The sequence below is a fragment of the Butyrivibrio sp. INlla21 genome (assembly GCF_900116875.1).
In the GTDB taxonomy this organism is placed as follows: Bacteria; Bacillota; Clostridia; order Lachnospirales; family Lachnospiraceae; genus Butyrivibrio.
Genome location: NZ_FPCC01000004.1, coordinates 128,134 through 153,073, shown reverse-complemented (window position 1 = coordinate 153,073; position 24,940 = coordinate 128,134). Strand labels below are relative to the sequence as shown.

Below are 24,940 nucleotides of genomic sequence, written 5' to 3'. Positions count from 1 at the left end.
AATAAAAGATATTATCATTCGTCTTAGACATATATGTTATTGCATATTAGGGAGGGAATATTATGAAAAAAAAGATCATGGCAGCTATTATGATAGCTACAATGACATTAGGACTTGCGGCATGCGGTTCATCCAAAGAGAACGCGCAGAGCACATCAAGTAATGCTGATCAGACGGGGGCTGAGACAGCCGATGCCGGAGCTTCTGCCGGCGATAATGCTTCAGAAGAGAAGGCACAGATTTCAACAGTAACACCGGGTAAGCTTACAGTAGCTACATCACCCGATTTTGCACCTTATGAATTTTATGCGATCAACGAAGATGGCACACCCGAGCTTGCCGGATTCGATATTGCACTTGCAGGTTATATCGCAGATTATCTCGGACTTGAGCTTGAGATTGTTCCCGTTGAGTTTGACGGAGTTCTTATGGAGGTTCAGACCAAGTCGGTTGATATCGGAATCTCAGGGCTTTCACCCGATCCCAAGCGTGAAGCCATCATGGACTTCTCAGAGCTTTATTATATGGGAGGTCAGTCTTTTGTAACGACAAAGGCCAATAAAGATAAATTTAAGAAGCTTGACGATACCAATAAATCCAATCTTGAGATCGGAGCACAGACAGGTTCCATTCAGGTTGATCTTGCCAATATTTACAGCTCATCTGCTGACATTGTTCAGCTTTCAAAGGTGACGGATATAATTGCGGAGCTTATAGCAGGTAAGCTTGACGGAGCATATATAGAGACTCCCGTTGCAGAGAGTTATGCCAAGAACTATCCCGATCTTTGCATCGCACTTGAGGTTCCTTATGAAGGAGCGGAGGGCGCAGCTGTAGGAGTTGTCAAAGGTAATGAAGAACTCCTTAAGGGTGTCAACGAAGCTATTGCAAAAGCACTTAAAGACGGTACAATGGATGAGTTTGTCGCAACAGCAAACGAGAAGGCTTCAGGCGAGATTCATGAAGGACTTCTTGATAACTGATCTTTCTTAAAACAATAAGAAGCTTACATGTAAATAAGTGTTTTTAATTCATAAAGTAAGAGCATTGGAGGGCTTTGTATACTCCAATGCTCTTTTATGCCGTAATTGACGATGTGTATCGGCGATGGATATAATGGAAATAACGTTAATTAAGCAATAGTTGGAGATTATTACTTATGGATAATTTTGTACAGATTGAGAATTTCGGAAGGATAGCTCCTTACTCGCAGCTCTTTGTTCAGGGCGTGATAGTAACGGTTATGCTCTCTGTTTTTACCGTGGCGATCGGATTTGTTTTGGCTATAATCTTATCAGCCATGAGAATGTCTAATTTCTGTCCTTTCGCTTTTTTGGGACTTGATAAGGAAGGACATCAAAAAGAAAGGGGATTCGGAGTTGCTTTGAGTAAATTCAATCCTTTATCTTTTATAGCAACAGCCTATGTTGAGATCTTAAGATCGACTCCTGTAATCGTGCAGGTTGCCATAATCTATTACGGTGTATTCGGAGCCCTTATTGAGCTTCCGAGTTTTACTTTCTTTGGATTTATCAAATTTGAAAGATTTTTCCCCGGCGTGGTGGCTCTCGGAATGAACTCCGGAGCATATCTTTGCGAGATCATGAGATCGGGAATCCAGTCTATAGACGGCGGACAGACTGAGGCGGCAAGGAGCCTTGGAATGAGCTGGTTACAGAATATGAGATATATCATAATGCCTCAGGCAATAAAGAATATCTTGCCTGCGATCGCCAATGAGTTCGTTGTTATCATAAAAGAGTCGGCTATTACTTATACAATAGGTGTTCAGGACATTATGTCGGCTGTTAACGCGGTTCGAGGAGCGACATTTATAATTATCGAGCCTTTGCTTGTGGCTACGGCGATCTATTTCTGCTTATGTTTCCCTACAAGCAAACTTATAGCACACTTTGAGAGGAGGATGAGCCGTGGAGACAAGAGATAAGATCATTCAGGTTACTGATTTGGAAAAACACTACAATTTCGGCGCCATCAAGGCTCTCGACGGTGTGACTGCCGAGATAGACAAGGGAGACGTTGTGGTTGTCATCGGTCCTTCGGGAAGCGGTAAGTCTACATTTCTTAGGTCTCTCAATCTTCTTGAGGAGCCTACGGGCGGTGCTATCATTTTCAATGACGTTGATATTACCAAGAAGAAATATAGGGACGAAAGCGGCAAGTGGGTCAAGGTCAACATGGATATTCACAGGCAGAAGATGGGAATGGTTTTCCAGCATTTCAATCTTTTCCCTCACAAGACCATCATGGACAACATGATACTTGCTCCCGTTAAGGTCAAAAAAGTTCCGGTAGAGGAAGCAAAAACCAAGGCTCTTGCCCTTCTTAAGAGAGTGGGTCTTGAGGACAGAGCGGATGCGTATCCCATTCAGCTCTCAGGCGGTCAGAAGCAGCGTATTGCGATCGTGCGCGCTCTTATGATGGAACCTGAGGTTATGCTTTTTGATGAGCCCACATCGGCTCTGGATCCCGAGATGGTAGGCGAGGTTCTTGATGTTATGAAACAGCTCGCTACAGAAGGCATGACAATGGTTGTTGTCACTCATGAGATGGGCTTTGCCCGCGAGGTCGGCAATAAGATCCTGTTTATGGCGGACGGTAAGCTTCTTGAACAGGGAACTCCGGAAGAAATCTTCGGTGCTCCCAAGCATCCGAGATTACAGGAGTTTTTGAGTAAGGTATTGTAAGAAAAACGCGCATTTTCGGGGCAATTGACATTGACCGAAATATTGCGATATATTATAATGACTTGTGTATTACTATGCCCAAAAATAAGGGAGGGTACCTACTTATGGTATGCAGTATGACTGGTTTTGGCAGGAGTGAAGTCACAGAAGGTCAGCGAAAGTATATTGTTGAGCTTAAATCTGTAAATAATCGTTATCTTGATATTAATATCAAGATGCCCAAGAAGTTCAATGCATTTGAGTCTGCAATACGTTCAGAATTAAAAGGATATATGAAACGCGGAAAGGTTGATGTGTTCATCAGCTATGAGGATTTTTCGGAGTCCGATTCCAGGGTTAAATATAACAAGGCGATTGCGGAAGAATATTATACTTATCTTAAAGAGATGGCTTCCGATTTCGGGCTTGATCAGGATATTAAGATATCCTTTTTATCCAAGTTCCCCGAGGTGTTCACAATGGAGGAAGAGGAACTCGATGAGGAAGAGGTTTGGTGCGGTCTTAAGAAGGCTCTTAACGAGGCCGGACAGAAGTTCCTTGATTCCAGAGTAAGAGAAGGTGAGTTCCTTTGCAAGGACCTTACAGCCAAGCTCGACGGAATGCGTGAGAATGTGGAATACATTGCGGAGCGTTCACCCGAGATCATCAAGGAATATAAGAGCAAGCTCAGAGAGAAGATCAGCGATCTTCTTGAAGATAAGCAGATAGATGAGAACAGGCTTGCCATGGAAGTTACGATATTCGCCGACAAGGTGTGTGTAGATGAAGAGATAACAAGACTTCGCAGCCATATCGGTGCTACCAAGGATACTCTTTTAAGCGGTGATGACAAGGATGGAATCGGAAGAAAACTGGATTTCCTTGCACAGGAGATGAACAGAGAAGCCAATACTATTCTTTCCAAATCCACAGATCTTAAAATCTCGGACAGAGGAATCGCGCTTAAGACCGATATAGAAAAGGTAAGGGAGCAGATTCAGAACATTGAGTAAACTCATCCATGTAGGCTTTGGCAATATAGTCAACGCCGATAAGATTATCAGTATAGTCAGTCCTGATGCGGCCCCTGTAAAAAGGATGGTCCAGAAGGCTAAGGAAGACGGGACAAGTGTTGATGCAACACAGGGCCGTAAGACCAAGGCTGTCATAGTCATGGAAAACGGTATGCTTGTTTTGTCGGCTCTTTTGCCCGAAACAATCAGCGGCAGGACACAGATGGAGAGTGAGAGTATTGCAGATGAATCGTAAAGGTATTATAATCGTTGTCTCGGGTTTTTCGGGAGCAGGTAAGGGAACTATCATGAAGGCGCTTACAGCCAAGTATGATCAGTATGCATTATCTGTTTCGGCAACTACAAGATCACCCAGAGAAGGCGAAGTTAACGGTAGAGAGTATTTCTTTATTACCAATGAAGAGTTTGAGAAGCTTATTGAGGAAGACGGACTTATAGAACATGCCAAGTATGTAAATCATTACTACGGCACGCCCACGAAGTATGTTGAAGACAAGCTTGCACAGGGAATAGACGTCATCCTTGAGATAGAGATACAGGGTGCGCTTCAGATCAAGAAGCAGTATCCGGATGCGGTATTATTGTTTGTTATGCCACCTTCCGCACAAGAGCTTGAAAAGAGACTTCGCGGCAGAGGAACGGAGACCGATGATGTTATCAGGCAGCGCCTTAACAGAGCGGTTGAAGAGTCGGTTGGCATAGAGAATTATGATTATATAGTCATCAATGATAAGCTTGAGGACAGTGTAGAAAATGTGCATAAGATCATAAATGCGGCACATTTAAGTCCCGGCAGGAATCTTGATTTTATAGAAACTATCAGAGAGCAGCTTAAGAAATTATAATATAAATAATCGGCTGTTTATTGCGGAAGAGTCCGCAGGAAAGGAATTATTATGATACATCCTTCATATGTAGATCTCATGAAAGTTGTTAACAAGGGCGTTGAAGAAGGTGAGGAGCCTGTTATCAGCTCAAGATATTCTGTAGTTATGGCTACAGCCAAGAGAGCAAGACAGATCATCGCAGGTGATGAGCCTATGGTTAGAGTTAAGGCTAAGCAGAAACCTCTCTCAATCGCTGTTGATGAGATGAACGAGGATACACTCAGAATTCTTACGGATGAGGAAAAGGCAGCACTTGCAAATGCTGCGGAAGTTACGGAAGAAGTAGCTAAGGAAGCAGAGAATACTGAAGAAAACTGATATGAAGATAATATTTGTGTCGCTTGGATGCGACAAGAACAGAGTCGATACCGAGGTTATGCTTGGAATACTTCGAAGCAGAGGCTATGACTTTACGGACGATGAGAACGAAGCGGAAGCAGCAGTTGTTAACACCTGCTGCTTTATCAATGATGCCAAACAGGAGAGCATAGACACAATCCTGGAACTTGCAGATATGCGAAAATCCGGCAAGCTTAAGGCGCTTATTGTTACGGGTTGCCTTGCACAGAGATACAAAGAGGAGATCCAAAAGGAAATCCCCGAGGTGGATGAGATTCTCGGAGTTACGGCAACAGATAAGATCATTGATGCAATCGATGAAACTCTTTCCAGAAACAAGTTATTTTCTCACAAGAACTATTTCTATGATATCAACAAGAAACCCGTTGGTGGTTTGGACAGAGTTATCACTACGGGAGGTCTTTTTAACTATCTGAAGATAGCGGAAGGTTGTGACAAGCGTTGCACCTACTGCATTATACCCAAGGTTAGAGGCGGATACAGAAGTGTTCCCATGGAACAGCTTATTGAAGATGCCCGGAAACTTGCAGAAGCCGGAATCACCGAGCTTTTGGTTGTTGCTCAGGAGACAACTTTATACGGAGTAGACCTTTACGGTGAAAAGAAATTACCCGAGCTTCTTCATAAGCTGTGTAAGATAAAAGGATTTAAGTGGATCAGGATACTGTATTGTTATCCTGAGGAGATAAATGAAGAGCTTATACAGACGATAAAGAGCGAGCCAAAGATATGTAATTATCTTGATATTCCAATACAGTCGGGTTCTGATAATATCCTTAAGAAGATGGGAAGGCGCACGAACAACGCGCAGATACGAAGCCTTGTTAAAAGACTTCGCGATGAGATACCCGATATCTGTATAAGGACTACACTTATAAGCGGGTTCCCGGGAGAGACGGCAAAAGATCACAATGAGACAATGGCTCTTGTCAGGGATCTTAGGTTTGACAGACTTGGTGTGTTTACGTATTCACAGGAGGAGGACACACCTGCTGCAACAATGCCGGATCAGATTACGGAGAGGGTTAAGAATACCCGTAGAAATAAGCTTATGCGTCTTCAGCAGGAGATTGCATTTGAGGAAGCTGAGAATATGGTCGGAAGAACACTTGATGCGGTTGTGGAGGGGCGTATCGGTGATATTGAGGATGACGGCACATATTCCTACGTTGCAAGGACGTACAAAGATGCGCCCGATATTGACGGCTATTTGTTTGTTACCGGCGTAAGACGTGAACTCATGACCGGAGATTTTATAAAAGTTAGGATCACGGGATCCAATGAATACGACCTGATAGGGGAGGAAGTACGATGAATTTACCTAATAAATTAACTGTAGCAAGAGTGGTTTTGATTCCTTTTTTTGTTTTCTTTCTTTTGAGCGATCCCTACAATGATATTTTAAAGTGGGCAGCGCTTGCGACATTTATAATCGCATCACTTACAGATCTTTTGGACGGAAGGATTGCCAGAAAGTACAATCTTGTAACTGACTTTGGAAAGTTTATGGATCCTCTTGCCGATAAGCTGTTGGTATGTTCTGCAATGATCGGACTTGTAGAACTCGGAAGAATCCCTGCCGTTGTTGTTATTACTATTATTGCAAGAGAATTTATAATCAGCGGTTTCAGACTTATAGCCGCAGATAACGGAAGAGTTATTGCCGCAAGCTACTGGGGCAAATTTAAGACTACTTTCCAGATGCTTATGGTAGTTCTTATGATCGCCAATATAGGTGGCCCTGTCATGCCTACGATTACCACAGTTATTATGTGGATAGCTCTTGCGCTCACAATTGTTTCACTGATTGATTATCTGGTGAAGAATAAGGATGTTTTGAATGGAAGTAAGTAAGAAAAAAGAAGAAGTAAGGGTCAGATACGATGAATCCGGCCTTGATGAAAGAATTATCCGCGCTGTAAGCGAGATGGGTTTTGAATATATGTCTCCCATACAGAATGCGGCGATTCCCGTTATGATGGGAGGTAAGGATATTATCGGCCAGGCTCAGACGGGAACCGGAAAGACAGCAGCTTTCGGTATACCTCTTTTGGAAAAGGTAGACCCTGAGAATAAGCATTTACAGGCGGTTGTTCTGTGTCCTACAAGAGAACTTGCGATGCAGGCAGCTGACGATATCAGAGATTTTGCGAAATATATGCACGGGATCAAAGTCCTTGCCGTATACGGCGGACAGGACATTTCCAGACAGATCAGAGCTCTTTCTGCAGGAGTTCAGATTGTTGTCGGTACTCCCGGCAGAGTTATGGACCATATGCGCAGACATACCATGAAGATGAAGAGCGTAAGAGTTCTTGTACTTGATGAGGCGGATGAGATGCTCGACATGGGCTTTAGAGAGGATATAGAGACTATCCTTGACGGAATGCCGGAAGAGAGGCAGACAGCTCTTTTCTCAGCTACCATGCCTGAACCGATCCTTCAGATAACAAGAAAGTATCAGAAGGATGCAGAGTACATTAAGATGACTCCCAAGGAGATCACGGTTGCCGCTATTGAGCAGGCATATTACAGAGTTCCTCAGAAGATGAAAGAGGAAGTTCTTGTAAGACTCCTTGACTATTATAATCCGGGAAGAACTCTTATTTTCTGTAACACCAAGAAAATGGTAGATCAGCTTGCCGAGAGCCTTAAAGGAAAAGGCTATCTTGCAGACGGGCTTCACGGAGATCTTTCTCAGAATCAGAGAGACACCGTTATGAATCTTTTCAGAAAAGGAAGGATCAATATTCTTATCGCTACTGATGTTGCGGCAAGAGGAATTGATGTAAGCGGTGTTGAGGCTGTATTTAACTTTGATATCCCCGAGGATATCGAATATTACGTTCACAGGATCGGAAGAACGGGGCGTGCCGGAAAGAGCGGAAGATCGTTTACTCTTGTCGGCGGACGTGAGATGTACAAGCTTCGCGAGATTGAGAAGGTATGTCATACTCGTATCGAAGAAAGACGCGTTCCTTCTGCAAAAGAGATCACGAGGGCGAAATCTCAGAAGGTATTTGCCGAGGTTATTGATATTATTGAGAATTCCGATATTTCATCGGTTCTTGAGTTTGTTAATCAGAAGATTGAAGAGGGCGAATATACAGCCGAGCAGCTTGCTGCAGGCTTTATGAAGCTTAAGATGGGCGCCGATCTGGAAGATCTTGTCCTTTTTGAAAAGAGAAGTGACAGAAGAGACGGCTACGGAAGAAGAGGCAGAGGCGATTCCCGCGGCTCATATTCAAGATCTCGTGACGGTAAGTCTTCTGACAGAAGGCGCAGTTATAAGGGCGAGCGTAAGTTTGACGATAGAAAGCCCGGAGACAGAAAGACTCGCGGCAAGAAGTCGGACGACAGATCCCGCGATGAGAGAAAGCGCGGTGTTCGCGGTGAGAACGGCTCTCGAAGCCGCAAATCCGATGAAGGTTTGCGCAGTGAAGTTAAGCGCGAGAGAAAACCAAGAAAACCCGCTTCCGAAGGTTTTGAGAACGTAGGACGTATCAACATAAAGGGCGAAGGCTCAACAAAAGCCTGGTATCTTGGCGCTGATGACAACAAGCGCTCTGCTAAAAAGAACGAAGATACCAATACAATGAACGTATCCAAATCAGACAAGAAGAAAATAAAGTCTGAAAACAAGAAAAGAAGCCTCGACTATCTTCAGGACGTAAACGATCTTGTAATGGAGAGCTTCGGTAAACGCAAGAAAGATAAATAATCAAACAATTGAATACAGGAGGGATAATGAGTAAAAGCGAGAACATTAAGAGCAGAAGAATAAGAGCTAAGCTTTTTAATATGGTCAGCGTGGGCGTTGTTGATGAGCCCATAAACAGACTGTATGATGTGATCAGCATTATTGCGCTGTTTTTGAATCTTTTCTCGGCGTTTGCCATTACTTTTGATTATATGGAGCGGAACTATGGGTCGCTCCTTCTTGCTATAGAGGCAGTCACAACGTTTTTCTTTGCTATAGACTATGTGCTTAGATTATTTACGGCGCCGGAGCTTTATCCCAAGGAATCCGAGAAATATGCACCTGTTAAATATGCGGCATCTTTTACAGGACTTATCGATCTTATATCGTTCCTGCCGTATTACATGCCGTTCTTCTTTCCCAGAGGAACCGCAGTGTTCAAGCTCTTTAGAGTGGCGAGGATATTAAGACTTTTCAGGATCAATTCTTATTACGATCAGCTCAATGTCATTACCGAAGTTATCAGCCGTAAAAAGCAACAGCTCATGGCATCGGTATTTATTATATTGATACTTATGATGTCCGCGAGTCTTTGTATGTATAGCGTTGAGCATGAGATGCAGCCGGAAGTTTTCAAGAATGCCTTTTCAGGAATCTGGTGGTCTGCGTCGACTCTTTTGACTATAGGCTACGGTGACATTTATCCAAGGACCGTTGCCGGTAAGATACTTGGAATAGTTATAGCTTTCCTCGGCGTCGGAATGGTCGCTATCCCCACGGGTATTATTTCCGCCGGCTTTGTCGAGCAGTATCAGAGACTTAAGACAATAGGTGAATACACGGAAGAAGAGAATATTCACTTTATCAGAATAAGGCTCGGAGCGCCGGATAAGTGGTGTAACAAGAAGATAAATGAGATCGGACTTCCGAAAGATGTGATGGTTGTAGCTCTTCAGCGCGGAAATGATACCATCATTCCAAGGGGCGATACCGTTCTTATGAAGAACGATCTGGTTGTAATGTGTGCCGAGAAGACCAAGGATCTTCAGCCTATCGATCTTAAAGAAATCGTTATAAATGAAGGCCATTCCTGGAACGGAACGGCGATAAGAGATATAGATATTTCAAGACAGAGCTTTATCTTCATGATAAGAAGAAACGGGAAAGCACTTATTCCCAAGGGAAGTCTGTCTCTTAAAGCGGGCGATACCGTGCTGATTTACGGTAAGCATGTCCAAAATGAAAATGTTTAGGCGGTAGTTTTTTATGATGTTTGATCTTGATACGAAGAAAGAAATCCTAGATAAAACGGAGCTTTTCGTCCTTGATATGGACGGCACGTTTTATCTTGAAAATGATATTTTAGACGGTGCTTTGGACTTTTTGGAAGCGGTCAAAAGAGCCGGTAAAAGATATATCTTTTTCACCAATAATTCATCGACATCGGCTGAGCTCTATATAGAAAAGCTCGCCAAGATGAATTGCCATATAACAAGAGATATGATCATGACTTCGGGCGATGTTATGACGGCATATCTTAATACCAATTATAAAGGTAAATCCGTATATCTTCTTGGCACAAAGCCTTTGGAAGACAGCTTTAAAGCTGCGGGAATCAATCTTTTTAATCTTGAAAATGAAGATGCTCTCGCAAATATGGACAAAAGACCTGACATTGTGGTTGTGGGCTTTGATAAGACACTTACATTTGAAAAGCTCTCCAATGCCTGCACATATATAAGGGAAGGTGCGCTTTTTCTTGCAACCCACCTCGATATCAATTGTCCGATGAAGGGCGGATTTATCCCTGATTGCGGAGCTATTTGTAAGGCTATAGAGCTCTCTACCGGTAAGCAACCGGGGTTTGTCGGTAAGCCATTTAAAGAGACTGTAGATATGGTTGTCGGTGCGACAGGTGTTTCCAAAGAGAAGATTGCGTTTGTCGGTGACAGGATTTATACTGACGTGGCGACCGGAGTTAATAACGGCGCAATCGGAGTTTTGGTGCTTTCCGGAGAGACCAAACTTGAGGACATGGATAAGTTTGATTGCAGTCCCGATGCCGTATTTGAGTCTATAAAAGAGATGGGAGAGCTTTTACGTTGAGTTACTATGATAGAAGAAGGCCTGTAAACAGAGGCAGAAATTCATACAGAGGCAGAAGAAGACGCAGAAAGAGATTTGATTTTAGAAAGGCGGGAATCATAGCTCTTTCTTTTGTTGCGGTATTTATAGCAGGGCTTTTGATATATACGCATCTTCCGAAAGTTAAGGTAAAAAAAGCGATAGCTGCAGGCAATGAATATTCTAAAAACGCCGATTACGACGCAGCGATAGATTCCTATAACAAAGCGATAAGTATAGATTCCAAATCTGTTGTTGCCTATTCCAATATGGCAGGAGCTTATCTAAGCATAGACGATTCCGAATCGGCCAAGAAGATCTTATATGACGGATGGAAGAACACCGAGAATGAAGATCTCCTTGATAATTATCATGCCGTTGTCTTAAATGAAGCGGTTGATAAAATGAATCATAACGCTACCGACATAAGTGTGGTTGAATCCATAGTGAACGTTCTTGAAGAGGATAATGACAACAAGGATGCGATAGAGCTTATTGACGCGGCATATCTAAGATGCTTTGAGGATTCCTACGGAAGCGATATCAATGCTCTTTTCAGACCGGAATTTGTAAAAGGTGAAAAAGAATCCGATTGCTCTTTTGAAAAGTATGAGAGCGTCGTTGACAGGATGATAAACGTCTGCAATGCCAATCCGTCGGATGAGCTTAAATCTGTTATCAGAGAATACCTGATACCTAACGAAAAATCTTTTACGTTGAATATTTCCGATATTTCCGGATACAAAGAACTGATCGGAAGAGCTGTTAACGTAATAGGAAGTGATGATAATATAAAGTCTTTTGAAGCCTGTCTCGACGACAGTCTTAGAGTACAGGCTATATTTGCGGATGTTTTTACTCAGCTTGATGTCGGTAATGTGGATGAGCTAAGAAGCTTTGTTGTATCCGATGAGTATCTGGCGCTTAGGGATGTATTTTTGAATAAAGAAAAGACTCCTTTGGAGAATACAGTCTATGTACCTATCAGCAGAGAGGCAGTGATCTTAAATCAAAAGAACGATGAGTGGAGCTATAGATTTTTAAGCTTTGAAGAGAATCCGTCTACTTCCGGTGTTATAACTCTTTGGGCCAATTATTTTGAAGATGACGGCGTTCAGAGAAATTCGATCTCATACGAACCGGCTTCTATAGAAGACAATATGTATCCACACACCAAGTATTCGGTTACTTATCTTTACAGCTACATTACTTCAGGTAATTCAACAAGGGTAGCCAAAATGAATTACAGGTTGGATACAACCATCGAACTGCGTGACGGCACTGTCGAGGAAACGATCGTCGGTGACTGGGGCGGAGAAAATGAATGGGAAATGGATATAGACACTATTGAATCAAGGATTAAAGCCTGATCCGGCATAGGGAGATATAAGACATGAGAGAACCAAGATGCGTTATTATTTCTGCCGGGAGTTTTACTCCTATAGAAATTCCTCTTGAAGAAGGGGATTATTGTATTGCATGCGATGCGGGATTTATGTATGCCAGAGACCTTGGGATATTGCCGGACTTGATCGTCGGAGACTTCGATTCTCTTAACGAGCTTGGCCCCGATGCCGAAAGAACGCTTGAAGAGATAAGAGAGAGCGACCCTGACAGGATAATGCAGCTTGAAGTCAGAAAAGATGATACTGACACGATGAAGGCTGTTAAGATAGCTCTTTTAAAAGGTTATAAAAAGATCTTTTTATATGGGGCTTTGGGCGGACGAAGGTTTGATCACAGCTTTGCCAATGTACAGACTTTATTGTATATTAAACATAACGGCGGAACGGGATACATCATGGATCATGACAAAATGCTCATGATAGCTGAGAATGAGACCGTCAAGTTTAACAGAGGAAATACCGGGTATATTTCTGTATTTTCTTTATCGGAAAAAGCGGAGGGTGTGACGATCAAGGGACTTAGCTATACTCTTGATAACGGCGAGCTTTCATCCGATTTTCCGCTTGGAGTCAGTAATGAATTTATCATTGATGAGGAGGCTGAGCTGACGGTAGAGAGGGGAACGCTTCTTATCTGCGTGGAGTTTGCTGATTAGAGTTTTGTGCGTTTGACCGCGGCTTGTACAACTTATGATATCTTTTCTTGCAACCTTTTTTATAAAGGATCACAATAACACGGATGATCTTGAAGTAAGGAATAAGTACGGGATTCTCAGTGGAATAGTGGGCATTTGCCTTAATTTCATTTTATTTGCAACCAAACTTTTTGCGGGTATTATAAGCAGCTCCATTTCTATAACGGGCGATGCGTTCAATAATTTATCAGATGCCGCATCCAGCATAGTTACGCTTGTCGGCTTTAAGCTTTCCGGGCAGGAGGCTGACGAGGAGCATCCGTTCGGACACGGAAGACTTGAGTATATTGCGGGGCTTATTGTAGCTCTTTTTATCATCATTATGGCCGTTGAACTGATGCATTCATCTGTCGAAAAGATCTTTCATCCGAAGGAGACTTTGTTTAACGGCGTTATAGCCGGTATTCTTATTTTTTCCATAATTATCAAGTTAATAATGTTTAGGGGAAATCTTGAGGCTTCAAAAAAGATAGAGAGTGCGGCACTTAAGAATACCGCTATGGACAGTATTTCCGATGTTGTCACAACGGGTATTGTTTTGTTGTCGTCATTTATTTCGCATAAGACGGGAATAATTCTTGACGGATATATAGGTATTCTTGCATGCGTTTTTATTGTAAAGACAGGCTGCGAAGCCGCACGTGATACGATAAGTCCGCTTCTGGGTGAACCTCCGAGCAAAGAACTGGTAAAAGAAATAAATGAATTTGTTCTTGGTTTTGACGGAGTTCTGGGTGTACATGACCTTATAATACATAATTACGGCCCCGGAAGAAATTTTGTATCTCTTCACGTTGAAGTTCCCGGAGATAAAGATATCGTTACGGTCCATGATCAAATTGATGATATTGAGAATGAGATCAGAAACAAGTACGGATGTATGATCGTCATACATATGGATCCCGTAGTTACGGATGATGAATTTTCAGAGGCGCTTAAGAGGAAGGTAAAGCACATCGTTGCTGAGCTTGACCCCAATCTTAGCTTTCATGATTTTAGGGTTATTCATGCAAAAGGTGATTGCAGAAGAGTGGCTTTTGATTTGACTGTTCCGTATAAATATGATATCAAGGATGATAACATAATTTCATATTTGGATGAGCATATAAAAGGAATCCAGCCCGATATCGTATGTGATATCACAATCGATAAGGCTGATCTTACTGAGTAAATTATTCGTTTTAGGAGGAAAGAGATGTTAGGACTTAAAAAAATAAAAGATGCATTTTTAATGATTTTGAGGGAACACTCGATATCAACTTCGAGTGTTTTTTAATCAATGCTGCTGTATGCGATCACGGCCGATGGTTTTGATAAATATGAATCGGCAGAAAAAGTGATCAATCTGATAGCGACCTTCTTAGTGGTGTTTGCTGTCGGAGCACTGGTATGTGAAACCTATCGCTTATACAAAAAGACAAATGACGGGGATTATGATTTTAAGAATAAAAAGTACATTGTCGCAAATGCCTCGGTAATGGCTGTTTCAGCGGTACTGGGATTTTTTTCCGGAGTTTCTTTGGCTTATGACAGTAAAGATGTTTCAAAGGTAATCGGACTTAACGAGCTGTCTGTAAGGCTTATTTATGAGTATGCGATAAGGATTACTTTTTGCTTTATGGTTGCAGCAATCTGCGCAACTTTATATTTTTTCTATAAAAAGAGTAAATGTTCATTCGAGATCTATACCGCTAAGGCTTTTTGCGGCCTTTTGAAGGCCGAGCTTGTTTATGCTGTTATTACGATCGGCTTGTTTCTTATAGTGGCGGCGTTCAATGCGCTTTTGTTTGAACTTGACTATAGCGTATATGAGAGACTTTGGATATTTCTTCTTGGACTTGTGCAGTTTCCTTGTATTCTTGTCGGACTTTCCAAGACCGAGGGCGAGATCAGCAAATTCGGAAAAATTATGCTGACTATTGTGCTTCCGGGGCTTCTTGCTATTGCTTTTTTGATCGTCTATATCTATATCATCAAGATCATAGTTACGCTTAAGTTTCCTTCAAATCAGGTGTTTGGTATTCTTACGGCGATGTTCGCTTTCGGCGTGTTTATCTGGACAATGGCACAGGGAATCTGCGAAGAGAATACGAAGAAGATATATAGGATAATGCCGCTTATATTTATTCCGTTTATCATCTTGCAGATCATTTCAATGTCGATACGTATTTCAGGTTACGGACTGACTCTTGCAAGATATGCGGGAATAGCGGTAGTTGCATTTGAGATAGGATATTTTGTTTTGTATTTTATCGGTATCGCCAAAAAGAAAGAAGTAATTTATTTAGCGCTTCCTTTGATTGCAGTTATAGTAGCGATCTCTTATTTGGCGCCCGGGATCAATGCTTATTCTTCCGTTATAGCATCGCAAAAGGGCAGAATCGTAAGGTACTTCAACAATAAAGACAAAGCGGGTAAAAGAACTGTAAAGGAAGCATCTGAAGCATATTCGACCCTAAAGTATTTTTGCGGAGCTACCGGTGAGATCTATATCAAAAATCATTACAGTGATGAACAGTTAAGAGAGCTGGAAAAGGCTGCGAGAGTTATTGAAGAAAGTGAGAATACTTTAAAATATATAGTAGTACAGAGAGATGAAGATGCTCATTATACTTTCAGCGTACCATATACCGATTTTTACAATGTACAAATCCGTTATGATAGAGAGGATGATGGTATTGATCTTAAGACTCTGGAACTTGAAATAGTTTGTAATGAAGACGAAGTTGTCGATACGATCAATATTAATGATATTGTCAGTGATATTATGGCCTTGTATAAAGCCGGAGCTGACGATGATGAACTTAATCGGGTACTTGATAAGAATATACAACTTAAGAACGGCGGTGAACTTGTAATACACTGGCTCAGTATTGACCTAAGTGATGACGGTAAGACAATAGTTGATATATATGCAGACGGATATGTGTTTAAATAAGGCATAGAAGAACATCTCTTGCAAATAATTAACAAATCTGTTATAATTTGAAATAATATTTAATAGTTTGTTTTTTATTTGGAGGAAAGAGATGTTTAGATTAAATGGGGCATATAAGGAGATTATTAGGGAACATTGGTTTTCTGTGGCATGTTTTTTGGTTGCAACATTTTTTGCAAGTATTACCATGAGTTTTATGCCTACATATCATTCAATGAGCGATAAGGCGTTTAGTTGTCTTTCGGGTATTTTTTTTGGAATTACATTTGCAATATTGCCTTTTGAAGCTTATCGCGCATGGAAAAAGAATGTATCCTTAGATAACAGCGGAAAGAAAGGCGGATTTATCGCAGCGCTTATTGCGGCAACGGCAATAGGGATTATTTTAGGTATCGCAAACGGTATTTTTTCATCGACGACAACGGAAGGATTGGCGAGAAGCTTAGAGAGTTTCGGGTTTACGGAAAAAACTGTTTTAACCATGGCCAATACTGAGTTTGTGATCAATCTTATCTTTGTGCTTATCACTTATATTTTTGCTTTGTATTATTTTTATAAAGCAAGTGGCCTGCCGGCAGGAATGTATATTCTGAAAGTAATGGTTGCGGGACTTATATCGCTTATATGGCTTGGAGTATCCGCTGCGATATATATAGCGATCGGACAAGCTGCTGCAGGTCTTGTTGCGTATTTTTATCAGATATATATACTGATCTTCCTGTTGTACATAGGTTTGGTGCTGTATCCGTTCAGTCTTATACTGTTGTCCAAAACAAAATTAAACCCATCTTGTCATAAAGCCATTATTTGAGATATACTATGCAGTGGTAAAAATATAATTTTATTAGTTTTTTAATCGCTATATGCGTAGAAGATGGAGGATATATAAATGAGAGGTTCAAAGCCAACAGTTCTTTTGATCCTTGACGGATACGGAATCAACCCCAATCCTGAGGGAAATGCCATTGCTATGGCAAAGACTCCCGTTATGGATTCACTTATGAAGGAGTATCCTTTCGTACAGGGACTTGCAAGCGGACTTGCAGTAGGTCTTCCCGACGGACAGATGGGTAACTCAGAGGTCGGACACATGAACATGGGTGCCGGCAGAATTGTTTACCAGGAGCTCACAAGAATCACAAAGTCAATCGAGGACGGTGATTTCTTTACTAACGAAGGACTTATGGCAGCGATCAATAATTGCAAAGCCAATGATTCTGCACTTCATATGTACGGACTTGTTTCCGACGGCGGTGTACACAGCCATATCACTCATATTTACGGACTTCTTGAACTTGCTAAGAAGAACGGACTTAGCAAAGTTTATGTTCATTGCTTCCTCGACGGAAGAGACACACCTCCGGAGAGCGGAATTGACTTTGTACAGCAGCTTGAGGACAAGATGAAAGAGCTTGGTGTTGGCCAGATCGCTTCTATCTCAGGTCGTTACTATGCTATGGACAGAGATAACAACTATGACCGTGTTGAGGTTGCTTACAACGCAATTACAAAGGGCGAGGGCAACAAGGCTGACAGCGCTCACGAGTGCATGGTTCAGACATACAAGGACGGTAAGACAGACGAGTTCGTTATCCCTACTGTTATTATGAAGAACGGAGCACCCGTTGCTACAGTTAAGGATAAGGATTCGATCATCTTCTTTAACTTCCGTCCCGACAGAGCAAGAGAGATCACACATTGCTTCTGTGATGATGATTTTGATAAGTTTAACAGAGGTAAGAGACTTGATGTAACCTACGTTTGCTTCACAGACTACGATCCTCTTATTCCTAATAAAGAAGTTGCATTTAAGAAGGTTCTTCTTACAAATACATTCGGTGAGTGGCTTGCCGCTAAGGGACTTAAGCAGGCTCGTATCGCTGAGACAGAGAAGTATGCACACGTTACATTCTTCTTTAACGGCGGTGTTGAGAAGCCCAACGACGGTGAGGACAGAGTGCTTGTAAACAGCCCTAAGGATGTTCCCACATACGATCTTAAGCCTCAGATGAGCGCACCCGAAGTATGCGAGAAGATTCTTGATGCCATTAACTCTCAGAAGTACGATGTTGTGGTTGCCAACTTCGCTAACCCCGACATGGTAGGACATACAGGTGTTATCCCTGCAGCGGTTTCCGCTATAGAGACTGTAGATGAGTGCGTTGGAAAGATCGTTGAGGCTATAAAGGCTGTTAACGGAACAATGTTCATCTGCGCAGACCACGGTAATGCCGACATGATGATCGACTATGAGACAGGTGAGCCTTGGACAGCTCATACAACAAACCCTGTTCCTTTCATCTTGGTTAACTATGATCCCGCATATACTCTTAAAGAGGGCGGTTGCCTTGCTGATATCATTCCTACACTTATCGAGTGCATGGGAGAAGAGCAGCCTGCAGAGATGACAGGAAAGTCTTTGTTGATTAAAAAGTGATAATATGATAAAGTAGTTTGTACGCGACATTTAGCGCATGATTCTATAATATGCAGAATATGTACCGGGAGGAATGTATTTCGTGAGTACTTTAAGTTATGTAGTAGGAATTATTTTTATATTGGTTTGCCTTGCACTTGTTGTGCTTGTTCTTGCTCAGGAAGGTAAGAATCAGGGACTTGGTGCTATTCAGGGAACAGTTGAGAATACATATTGGGGCAAGAACAGAGGCCGTTCAAGAGAGGGAGTTCTCAAGACTATAACGGTTGTTTTATCTGTGTTGTTTATAGTACTCAGTATACTTCTTAACATGAAACTGTTCTGATAGAACTGTTATTGTAAGATTATCGCAAGGCACTCTATAATAAAATAGAGTGCCTTGATTATTTTATGAGGGAATATGAGTAAAGGAAGAAGACTTAAAAGAGTAGAAGAAAGCTTATTCGGTAATAGCAAGAAATATGCTGACAACCATGTGGTAGGTCAGTTTATTTCTAATGCAAGAGGATTTGGCTTTGTGACTGTAGAAGGGGAAGATGAGGATATTTTTATTCCCGAAGATTACGTTCACGGAGCTTTTCATACAGACACGGTGGAAGTAGAGATTCTTCCCGTTCAGAGTGGCAAACGTAAAGAGGGACGTATCAGAAACATCCTTGTAAGAGGTATTCAGGAGATTGTAGGAACTTATCAGGCCGAGAAGAACTTCGGTTTTGTCATTCCCGACAGCGATAAGTTTACAAGCGATATCTTTATTCCGATTGAATTTCACGGAAGCGCCGTTACGGGAGATAAAGTTGTAGTCACCATAACGGATTACGGCGATGCCAAGAAGAGACAGAAGCCCGAGGGTAAGGTAAAAGAGGTTATCGGAAACATCAACGATCCGGGTGTCGATATCTTATCTATTGTAAAGAACTACGATATCCCGACGGAGTTCCCCGAGAAAGTTATAAATCAGGCCAATAAATGTCCCGATGTCATAAGTGAAGCGGATATGCTTGGCAGAATGGACCTCAGAGGCGTTACTATGGTCACAATAGACGGAGAGGATGCAAAAGACCTTGACGATGCAGTAAGTCTTTCTATTGACGATGAAGGTCTTTACCATCTCGGAGTTCATATTGCGGATGTAACCAATTATGTTCAGGAAAAGTCGGCTCTCGACAGAGAAGCATTAAAGCGCGGAACCAGTGTTTATCTTGTGGATAGGGTTATACCGATGCTCCCTCACAGGCTTTCAAACGGTATCTGCTCGCTTAATCACGGCGAGGACAGACTTGCTCTTTCCTGCCTTATGACAATTGATAAGAACGGCGGCGTTATCGATCATGAGATCTCTGAGACTGTTATAAATGTCAACGAGAGAATGTCATATACTTCCGTTGCCAAGATACTTGAGGATGAGGACGAAGAAGAGATCGCAAGATACGAAGAACTTGTGCCCATGTTCAAAGATATGGCCAAGCTTTCATCCATTCTTAGGAAAAAGAGAGAGAAGAAGGGCGCAATAGATTTTGATTTCCCCGAGACCAAGATTATACTTGATAAGGACGGAAATCCCATAGATATTGTTCCTCATGAGAGAAACACGGCAACGAAGCTTATCGAAGACTTCATGCTTGCGGCGAACCAGACGGTTGCCGAGCACTTTTATTTCCTTCAGAGCCCTTTCGTATATCGTATACATGAGCAGCCCGATCCCGAGAAGATCGCTACGCTCTCTGCTTTTGTAAATAGCTTCGGACTTCATATAAAGACAAGACGCGATGAGGGAGTTAAGCCAAAAGAGCTGCAAAAGCTCCTTAAGAATATAGAGGGAAGCAAGGAAGAGGCTGTTATCAGCAGGATGACTCTTCGCAGTATGATGCAAGCTAAGTACAGCACGGAATGCACAGGACACTTCGGACTTGCATTTGACTACTATTGCCATTTTACCTCTCCCATCAGAAGATATCCCGATCTTCAGATCCACAGAATAATCAAAGATCATTTAAGAGGCAGGATGAATGAAGCCAAGATGCTTCATTACAGTGAGATCCTTGATGAAGTTGCCAAGCATTCTTCGGAGACGGAAAGAAGAGCTGAGGAAGCAGAACGTGAGACCGATAAGCTTAAGAAAGCTCAGTACATGGAAAATCATGTCGGAGAAGTTTTTGAGGGCGTTGTATCAGGTGTGACCGCTTGGGGGCTTTTTGTTGAGCTTGAGAATTCCTGCGAAGGAATGGTCGCTGCCGCATCTATGGCCGATGATTTCTACGTATATGACGAAGCTCAGATGAAGCTTGTCGGCGAAAGATATCACAAGGAATACACTCTTGGTCAGAAGGTTAAGATCAAGGTTGTAGGAGCAGACAGAATCTCAAAGACAATCGACTTCAGGCTTGTCGATGAGGACTTTGATGAGAATGAAGATGAATTGTATTATGAAGAAGAGTATGTCCCCAAGGCTCGTAAGCTTGCGGGCGATAAAGCCAAAAAGATAAGAACTCTTAGCAAAAAAGCCAAGGAAGAGGCCGATAATGCGCAGATTTCCGAAGAAGTAGACAGGCTTTTGAAAAAGGCCAAGAAGGAATTATCAAAGACTTCCAAAGGAAAAGCTTCTAAAAAATCTGATAGGAAATCCGATAAGAAATCCGATAAGAACGCGGATAAGAAGTCTAAGTCCACAAGGAAGGTCTATAAGGTCCACAAGTACAAGAAATCTGCGACAAGCAAGGCTGCAAGAAGTGCGCAGGGTAAGGGCAGAAAGAAGAAAAGATAAAGAGAACAGGTAAGTAACATGGCAGAAGATAACAAGGCTAGAAAGCTTGTAGCTAACAACAAAAAAGCATATCACGATTATTTTATCGAGGAGAAGTACGAAGCGGGTATTGAGCTTTTCGGAACCGAGGTAAAATCAATCCGTCAGGGCAAGTGCAGTATAAAAGAAGCATGGATCAGCATTGATAAGGGCGAAGCTTTTATTATGGGCATGAATATAACCCCGTATGAGAAGGGCAACATCTTTAATAAGGATCCCTTAAGGGTTAAGAAGCTTCTTTTGCACAAAGCCGAGATAAGAAAGCTCGACCAGCAGAGAATGGTTCAGGGTTATACACTTGTACCTCTCGAGGTTTACTTTAAGAACGGCAAGGTTAAGGTTGAGATCGGTCTTGCCAAAGGTAAGAAGCTCTATGATAAGAGAGCCGATATGGCCAAAAAGGATCAGCAAAGAGAAATTGAAAAAGAGTTTAAGATGAAGTTCAAGTAAGTTTTCATTCATTAAACTATAGGTATATTGATTTTAGCTTTATTTGTCGATATACTTATGGAAGCGTAAGCTTCATATATAAGGGTTAGTAAAGGTTTCGACAGGGATTTTGAAGCTGGAGAAGCTATCCGCAGGATGGTGCGTTAAACCTCAAATTAAAATTAAACGCTAACACAGAATTAGCAGCTGCCTAAATGCAGCACGTCGACCCGGGTGCACCTACACATTCGGTAATCGGCGTCAAACTTTGTAGGAAACGACATGGCCTAAGCTTTGCGGTCATGGTCGTATCATGAAGCTACCGATTGTTTGCAGTTGTCAATTACCGCGAGCATGAGGGAACAGGGATGCAGAATCCCGAAATAATTGACTATGATAGTAGAAGAACAGGGGATGAATTTTTGGACACGGGTTCGACTCCCGTCTAATCCACTCTTAAAAGCGCTTGGTTAAGCGCTTTTTTCTTTAGCGTTATAATTATCTGATAAGAGGGAGAGTTTATGAGGAGAATCACATCGTTATTATTATCATGTATATTGGGAATAGGTATGTTTGGCCGGAACACTGTCTTTGTACAAGCTAAAGAAACCGCTGATTCCGTTGTCGCGTCAATGACGATAGAGCAGAAGCTTGCGCAGATGATAATGCCGTCGCTGAGGACATGGAACGATCAGGATCTTACGGCTATAAACGGTGAACTTTCATCTGCTCTGGCAAAGTATGATTTCGGCGGGGTGATATTGTTTTCACAGAATACGAAGGATGCGGCGCAGACTACCGAGCTTATAAACGGCATTCAAAAAGCACACCTAAGCGGCGGATTTAAATCCAAGCTGTTTGTTGCGATAGATCAGGAAGGCGGCAGAGTTACTAGGCTGCAGACAGGTACTAAGATGCCCGGTAATATGGCTCTTGCTGCAACGGGGAATGCCACCAATGCTTTTAAGGCCGCAAATGTGATCGGAAGAGAACTTGCCGTTCAAGGATTTAATCTTGATTTTGCACCTGTTGTCGATGTAAATAATAATCCTGAGAATCCTGTGATAGGAGTCAGGTCTTTTTCGGATGATCCTGCTGTTGTGGCTCGTTTCGGTGCACAATTTGTAAAGGGACTTCACAGCCAAAAAGTGATGGCATGCCTTAAGCATTTTCCGGGACACGGGGATACGAATGTCGACAGTCATACGGGACTTCCCGTGATCAACAAAACCTACGAGGAATTAGAAAAAAATGAGCTTGTTCCGTATGTTTCTTTGGTTTCCAATGCGGATTTCATAATGACGGCTCATATTCAATATCCTCAGATTGAGAAAGATACATATGTTTCCAAAGCAAACGGGCAAAAGATAAATTTGCCTGCAACACTTTCAAAAAAGATTTTGACCGGAATCCTTAGAGAAAATCTGGGATATAAGGGACTTATAATTACCGACTCCATGGAAATGAAAGCTATTTCCGACAATTTTGACAAGGTAGATGCATCCGCAATGGCTATAAATGCAGGAGCGGATATGATCTTGATGCCGGTACAGCTATCTTCGGACAGGGCTCTGAAGGAGCTTGACGCATATATGGACGGTCTTTTGACCAAGGTAAAGAGCGGAGAGATATCCGAAGACAGAATAAATGAATCTTTAAAAAGAATCATAGAGACCAAGATTAAATACGGGCTTTTAAATACAAGCGTTGAAGCTTCTTCAAAAAAGGCTTCCGATGTTGTGGGCTCAAGGCAGAACAAGGCCGTTGAATGGGAGATTGCCAAGGCCGGAGTTACTGCCGTTAAGAATGACGGAGTATGTCCTATTGAAAAAGATAAAAAGGTAGTTGTTTTCTATCCCCAAGCCGATCAGCTCGGATCCATACAGAACGGGATAGATATGGCAGGAGCTTCTGCGGCCTCACTTATATGCTATGGAAAAGGTCTTGATGCTTCGGCAGATTCCGCGATACAAAACGCAGATGTAGTGGTGTGCTTATCGACCTGCGCCACGGGGGAAGAGTTACATAAAAATACTGAGGTAAAGACGCTTGTTGAAAAGACTAAACTCGCAGATAAAAAGATTGTGGTTTTAAGCACAAATCTGCCGTATGATCTTAGGGAACTTGAAAACGCAGATGCACTTGTTGCATGCTACGGTCCGGGAATAAATGTTACTGCCGCAATATACAAGTTGTTTTAAGGCATTATTTTTCCGCTTTTTATCTATAATTTAGAGAAGAAATAGCGAAAAACAGATACTGTTAAACAATGTCGCAGTGTGGTATATTATTTGCATATGGTGGCGTTTTTTCTTGAAAATAAGGGAATTGAAGCGTCGGGGGATGGTATATGTCAGAGAATAAACGCAGAGTTTGCATGATCGTGCAACAGCGTGATGTCAAAGGCGGTATCGCCGCGGTTGTTTCCGGATATTATGGAAGCAGACTGGAAGATGACTATGACATCAGGTATGTTGAATCGTATTGTGACGGAAGCAAATTCCAAAAGCTTATAAAAGCAGTGAAAGGCTTAATGGAGTATCGCAAGGTGCTCAGAACCTTTAAGCCCGAGCTTGTTCATATTCATTCTTCTTTCGGTCCGAGCTTTTACAGGATGCAACCTTTTTTGTATTTGGCCAAAAGAAAGAAAATCCCCGTTATAGATCACCTTCACGGCGCTGATTTTAAGACATTTTACGAGGAAGCTTCGGATAAAAAGAAGAAGCTCATCAAGAAGGTTTATAACGATTTTTCTAAGATAATAGTTCTTTCCAAAGAGTGGGAAGAGACTATGTCACATATTGTCCCAACAGAAAAGCTTACAGTTATCGAGAATTATTGCAGACCCCAAGACAAAAGCACTGTAGAGAGCTTCTTTGACGACAGGTTTGATAAAAAGCAGATTCTTTTCCTAGGAGAACTCGGGAAAAGAAAAGGCGGTTATGATTTTGCGCCTATAGTAAAAAAGACGCTGGCCAAGGTTCCGAACGCATCCTTTGTTTTTTGCGGAAGCGGAGATGAGGCCGATGTTGAAGAGATAACGTATGATGTATACAGCGTGACCACTAAGGAGAAAGCTCTTTTTCCCGGTTGGGTCAGAGGAGAAGAGAAGGATAAGTTCCTTAGAGAATCCTCAATATATCTTCTTCCGTCTTATGATGAAGGACTTCCGATGTCGATTCTTGATGCGATGGCTTACGGACTACCCGTTGTTTCGACCAATGTAGGCGGAATTCCCAAGATCGTACGAGGCGGAGTAAACGGCTTTATATCAGGGCCCGGTGACGTCGACAGTATAAGCGACGGGATCGCTAAGTTGTTATCTGACAAGGATGTATATATCCGTGCTTCAAAGGGAAGCTATGAAATAGCTGACAAAGAGTACAATTTTGATACACATATTTCCAAGCTTGAAAAGGTATATGATACTTTCCTTTAAA

General features: G+C 42.1%; 23 protein-coding genes and 1 other RNA gene. All 24 read left to right on the top strand.

What is annotated here, in order from left to right:
• Nucleotides 1-62: 62 nt before the first annotated feature.
• Nucleotides 63-983 (top strand): transporter substrate-binding domain-containing protein, encoded by a 921-nt coding sequence (locus tag BM377_RS03290; protein WP_242948077.1) that lies wholly within the window; start codon nt 63-65, stop codon nt 981-983.
• 176 nt (nt 984-1,159) lie between these two features.
• The gene (locus BM377_RS03285; protein ID WP_092243644.1) at nt 1,160-1,948 is read left to right on the top strand and encodes an amino acid ABC transporter permease; all 789 of its coding nucleotides are present in this window, start codon (nt 1,160-1,162) and stop codon (nt 1,946-1,948) included.
• A complete protein-coding gene (locus BM377_RS03280; RefSeq protein WP_092243641.1) occupies nt 1,932-2,708 on the top strand; it encodes an amino acid ABC transporter ATP-binding protein in 777 nt (258 codons plus the stop codon). The genes BM377_RS03285 and BM377_RS03280 overlap by 17 nt, the downstream gene beginning before the upstream one ends.
• Nucleotides 2,709-2,812: 104 nt before the next feature.
• Nucleotides 2,813-3,700: a YicC/YloC family endoribonuclease gene (locus BM377_RS03275; protein ID WP_092243638.1), complete on the top strand. Its 888-nt coding sequence runs from the start codon at nt 2,813-2,815 to the stop codon at nt 3,698-3,700.
• Entirely contained in the window at nt 3,693-3,956 is a 264-nt protein-coding gene (locus BM377_RS03270; RefSeq protein WP_092243635.1) for a DUF370 domain-containing protein, read from the top strand. The genes BM377_RS03275 and BM377_RS03270 overlap by 8 nt, the downstream gene beginning before the upstream one ends.
• Entirely contained in the window at nt 3,946-4,566 is a 621-nt protein-coding gene (gmk, locus tag BM377_RS03265; protein ID WP_092243632.1) for a guanylate kinase, read from the top strand. The genes BM377_RS03270 and gmk overlap by 11 nt, the downstream gene beginning before the upstream one ends.
• Before the next feature lie 51 nt (nt 4,567-4,617).
• On the top strand, nt 4,618-4,926 hold the full coding sequence (rpoZ, locus tag BM377_RS03260; RefSeq protein WP_092243629.1) for a DNA-directed RNA polymerase subunit omega: 309 nt from the start codon (nt 4,618-4,620) through the stop codon (nt 4,924-4,926).
• 1 nt (nt 4,927) lies between these two features.
• Complete coding sequence (gene rimO, locus BM377_RS03255; RefSeq protein ID WP_092243625.1) at nt 4,928-6,283, top strand: 30S ribosomal protein S12 methylthiotransferase RimO; 1,356 nt, start codon at nt 4,928-4,930, stop codon at nt 6,281-6,283.
• Complete coding sequence (gene pgsA, locus BM377_RS03250) at nt 6,280-6,822, top strand: CDP-diacylglycerol--glycerol-3-phosphate 3-phosphatidyltransferase (RefSeq protein WP_092243622.1); 543 nt, start codon at nt 6,280-6,282, stop codon at nt 6,820-6,822. Before rimO ends, pgsA begins: the two co-directional genes overlap by 4 nt.
• Nucleotides 6,809-8,689, top strand: coding sequence for a DEAD/DEAH box helicase (locus BM377_RS03245; RefSeq protein WP_092243617.1), 1,881 nt, complete (start codon nt 6,809-6,811; stop codon nt 8,687-8,689). Before pgsA ends, BM377_RS03245 begins: the two co-directional genes overlap by 14 nt.
• A gap of 26 nt (nt 8,690-8,715) precedes the next feature.
• Nucleotides 8,716-9,921: an ion transporter gene (locus tag BM377_RS03240; RefSeq protein WP_092243614.1), complete on the top strand. Its 1,206-nt coding sequence runs from the start codon at nt 8,716-8,718 to the stop codon at nt 9,919-9,921.
• 13 nt (nt 9,922-9,934) lie between these two features.
• A complete protein-coding gene (locus BM377_RS03235) occupies nt 9,935-10,774 on the top strand; it encodes an HAD-IIA family hydrolase (RefSeq protein ID WP_242948076.1) in 840 nt (279 codons plus the stop codon).
• Entirely contained in the window at nt 10,771-12,162 is a 1,392-nt protein-coding gene (locus BM377_RS03230; RefSeq protein WP_092243610.1) for a tetratricopeptide repeat protein, read from the top strand. Before BM377_RS03235 ends, BM377_RS03230 begins: the two co-directional genes overlap by 4 nt.
• A gap of 23 nt (nt 12,163-12,185) precedes the next feature.
• The gene (locus tag BM377_RS03225; RefSeq protein WP_092243607.1) at nt 12,186-12,854 is read left to right on the top strand and encodes a thiamine diphosphokinase; all 669 of its coding nucleotides are present in this window, start codon (nt 12,186-12,188) and stop codon (nt 12,852-12,854) included.
• Nucleotides 12,855-12,888: 34 nt separating this feature from the next.
• Nucleotides 12,889-14,064 carry a cation diffusion facilitator family transporter gene (locus BM377_RS03220; protein ID WP_092243603.1) on the top strand — a complete coding sequence of 392 codons (1,176 nt, stop codon included), beginning with the start codon at nt 12,889-12,891 and terminating at the stop codon, nt 14,062-14,064.
• A 108-nt stretch (nt 14,065-14,172) separates the two neighbouring features.
• Nucleotides 14,173-15,831: a DUF4153 domain-containing protein gene (locus BM377_RS03215; protein WP_092243599.1), complete on the top strand. Its 1,659-nt coding sequence runs from the start codon at nt 14,173-14,175 to the stop codon at nt 15,829-15,831.
• Between the two features lie 91 nt (nt 15,832-15,922).
• Complete coding sequence (locus BM377_RS03210) at nt 15,923-16,642, top strand: hypothetical protein (protein WP_092243592.1); 720 nt, start codon at nt 15,923-15,925, stop codon at nt 16,640-16,642.
• A 78-nt stretch (nt 16,643-16,720) separates the two neighbouring features.
• On the top strand, nt 16,721-18,268 hold the full coding sequence (gene gpmI, locus BM377_RS03205) for a 2,3-bisphosphoglycerate-independent phosphoglycerate mutase (protein WP_092243586.1): 1,548 nt from the start codon (nt 16,721-16,723) through the stop codon (nt 18,266-18,268).
• A gap of 82 nt (nt 18,269-18,350) precedes the next feature.
• Nucleotides 18,351-18,593: a preprotein translocase subunit SecG gene (secG, locus tag BM377_RS03200; RefSeq protein ID WP_177223780.1), complete on the top strand. Its 243-nt coding sequence runs from the start codon at nt 18,351-18,353 to the stop codon at nt 18,591-18,593.
• A 75-nt stretch (nt 18,594-18,668) separates the two neighbouring features.
• The gene (gene rnr, locus BM377_RS03195) at nt 18,669-21,032 is read left to right on the top strand and encodes a ribonuclease R (RefSeq protein WP_092243581.1); all 2,364 of its coding nucleotides are present in this window, start codon (nt 18,669-18,671) and stop codon (nt 21,030-21,032) included.
• 18 nt (nt 21,033-21,050) lie between these two features.
• On the top strand, nt 21,051-21,521 hold the full coding sequence (smpB, locus tag BM377_RS03190) for an SsrA-binding protein SmpB (RefSeq protein ID WP_092243578.1): 471 nt from the start codon (nt 21,051-21,053) through the stop codon (nt 21,519-21,521).
• A gap of 82 nt (nt 21,522-21,603) precedes the next feature.
• Nucleotides 21,604-21,956: a transfer-messenger RNA gene (gene ssrA, locus BM377_RS03185) on the top strand.
• Nucleotides 21,957-22,021: 65 nt separating this feature from the next.
• A complete protein-coding gene (locus tag BM377_RS03180) occupies nt 22,022-23,701 on the top strand; it encodes a glycoside hydrolase family 3 protein (protein WP_092243575.1) in 1,680 nt (559 codons plus the stop codon).
• A gap of 149 nt (nt 23,702-23,850) precedes the next feature.
• Complete coding sequence (locus tag BM377_RS03175) at nt 23,851-24,939, top strand: glycosyltransferase family 4 protein (protein ID WP_092243574.1); 1,089 nt, start codon at nt 23,851-23,853, stop codon at nt 24,937-24,939.
• Nucleotide 24,940: the final 1 nt, after the last annotated feature.